Below are 1,858 nucleotides of genomic sequence, written 5' to 3'. Positions count from 1 at the left end.
GATCCGGCCTACCATCGATCTCGAACACCACGAGCCTCTCCCCAGATCCGGCTGCCGCCAGCTTTTACGTCGCCCGACGTCTCCGACGTCGGTTTTGTTGTTCGCCAATCCGGACGACAGACTCAACGACATTCATTGCAAAAATCGCATCTGCCGGATTTGCGTCACTACCGCGACTTGATCCGGCCTACCATCGATTTCTAACATCACGAGCCCCCCAAAGGGGAAACAAAGCCGGTAGGACGCGTTTCCTCTGCAGCAGTCCGAGCACTTGATCCGACGAGACACCAATGGCGATAGGGTGTTGACGGCCTGTTATTGGCCTTGCGGGGCAGACACGCTAACGATGCCACGGCGAGTTAATTCCGCCAACACTTCGGCGGCCTGTTGGCGTGGTGTCGCTTCGGCGTTTCCTGCGAGATGAATCTCGGGCTGTTTGGGTGCCTCGTAAGGGTCGCTGATCCCAGTGAAATTCTTGATCTCACCGGCCCTCGCCTTCTTGTACAACCCCTTGGGATCCCGTGCTTCACAAATCTCAAGCGGAGTATCGACAAACACTTCAAGAAAATCGCCCACGGCACCACTGGATTCGACGATCTTCCGCACACGATCGCGATCCTTTCGGTAAGGACTGACAAAGGCAGTCAACGTGATCAGACCAGCGGAAGCCATCAGCGCGGCCACCGAACCAATCCGGCGAATGTTTTCTTCGCGGTCGATTGCGCCGAACCCGAGACCAAAACGGTCGGCGAATTCTTCGCCATGCTCGTCTCGCAAACCGCTCGGAGGCGCACACAAGCCGTGTCGAATATTGTCGCCATCGAGCAAAATGGTGGCCCGACCGAGCTGGTTCAGCTGATGCTCGAGCTCGTTGGCAACGGTGCTCTTGCCGCAGCCGCTCAATCCGGTGAACCAAACGACGACGCCGCGTTGACCAAGATTCGCTTCACGAGCAGCGCGATCGACGGTCTGTTCGTGCCATACAATGTCAGAGGGATTTGTCATCGGTTGCTAATTGCTTTCGTTTTAGTTCGTGTGTTTGGTCAATCGGTGGGCTGAAGCGGATATCGGGGGCTCATCGCCATTCGGGTGCTCGTTTTTCAAGGAACGCGGCAACGCCTTCTTTTGCCGATTCGGTCGAGCACGCCGCGGCGCTGTAGGCCGTGCCTGCGGCGATCTGACTGAGCAGCAACTCGCCGACGCACTCATTCAGCAAACGTTTTGTCGCCTGCACCGCTTCCCGAGGCGCTTTCGCACACGCCGAAGCCAATTCGGATGCGGCTACCCAGATCTGGGCCGAGGGAACCGGCTTGGGGCACATCCCCAACCGATAGGCTTCTTCGGCGTCGATCACTTGGCCGGTCAGCAACATCCTAGCTGCCGTCGCGGCTCCAAAGCGAAACGAAATCAGCGCCCCCGTGGCACCGCTCACCAGGCCTCGGCGAGTCGCTTCGGCACTGAGCGTTCCTCGCTGTGAGAGGACTAACAAGTCCGCGGCTAGCGCGATCCCCAGCCCCGCACCGATCGCTGCCCCATCGACCGCAGCAATCACCGGTTTAGGAAACCGCAAGATTTGTTCGAGCAGCTCTGCGTAGTGCTGCCATAACTTGAACAGCTCGCCTTGAGACTCGTCGACCGCCATCGCTGAAATCGCACTGAGCACGCTCAGATCGATCCCGCTACTAAAATGCTCGCCCCCGCCGGTGAGAATCACTGCACGCACCTTTTTTTCTTGGTGGAGGTCGGAAAACGCGGTCCGTAAATCTTCGATCAGTGTCGGGCTGAGCGTATTGTGTCGCGAGGGATGATCCATCAGGATCGTGGCGACGGGGCCATGGACTTTGATTTCGACGTGTTG

The 1,858-nt window shown here is 58.2% G+C and carries 3 protein-coding genes; 1 reads left to right on the top strand and 2 read right to left on the bottom strand.

The features are described from left to right. The coding region (locus RMSM_RS42855; RefSeq protein ID WP_040768519.1) for a hypothetical protein at window positions 1–204 on the top strand (204 nt) is incomplete at its 5' end. Between the two features lie 111 nt (window positions 205–315). Here the strand turns inward: RMSM_RS42855 and cysC are convergent. Continuing rightward, entirely contained in the window at window positions 316–1,005 is a 690-nt protein-coding gene (gene cysC, locus RMSM_RS20445; RefSeq protein ID WP_008700500.1) for an adenylyl-sulfate kinase, read from the bottom strand. A 70-nt stretch (window positions 1,006–1,075) separates the two neighbouring features. Next, window positions 1,076–1,858 (bottom strand): enoyl-CoA hydratase/isomerase family protein (locus tag RMSM_RS20440; protein ID WP_144057811.1); only part of this gene is annotated, 783 nt, incomplete at its 5' end.

Source organism: Rhodopirellula maiorica SM1 (genome assembly GCF_000346295.1).
In the GTDB taxonomy this organism is placed as follows: Bacteria; Planctomycetota; Planctomycetia; order Pirellulales; family Pirellulaceae; genus Novipirellula; species Novipirellula maiorica.
The sequence above is the reverse complement of the archived record's forward strand: the minus strand, read 5'-3'. Positions and strand labels throughout refer to the sequence as shown.

What these genes read in the sequence shown, in the direction of transcription:
- cysC (WP_008700500.1), bottom strand. Translation starts at nt 1,005, where the DNA reads ATGACAAATCCCTCTGACATTGTATGGCACGAACAGACCGTCGATCGC.